The 325-nt window shown below is 61.2% G+C and carries 1 pseudogene; it reads left to right on the top strand.

Going from position 1 to position 325, the window contains the following annotated elements:
- Positions 1-325: pseudogene (locus tag PZH32_RS12105) on the top strand (FAD-binding dehydrogenase); the annotation flags it as partial.

Here is a 325-nt window from a genome sequence, read left to right as displayed (position 1 = left end):
GCCTACTGGGCCGGCGCACATCTGGAGACCACGCCCATCCCCGGTATGAACATGAAGGGTCTCTCGGTACCGGGCAAGATGAACTGTCTGCCCCAGGCCGTGTGGATCGACGAATCCGGCAAGCGCGTCTGCAACGAGTTCTATCCCACGTCCGAGCAGCGCGGCTATCAGACCACCTTCATGAGCCGCAAGACGAAGTATGCTGTCTGCGACAACAACGTCCCCGAGTACCGTCAGTACACCATTCCTCAGCACGCCGGCTTCGACGCTACCGAGGCGAACATCCAGGCGCTGCGCGAGTCGCTTGACACGGCCTATGCGAAGT

It is taken from the genome of Adlercreutzia equolifaciens, assembly GCF_029076695.1.
Lineage (GTDB): Bacteria > Actinomycetota > Coriobacteriia > Coriobacteriales > Eggerthellaceae > Adlercreutzia > Adlercreutzia equolifaciens_A.
The sequence above is the reverse complement of the archived record's forward strand: the minus strand, read 5'-3'. Positions and strand labels throughout refer to the sequence as shown.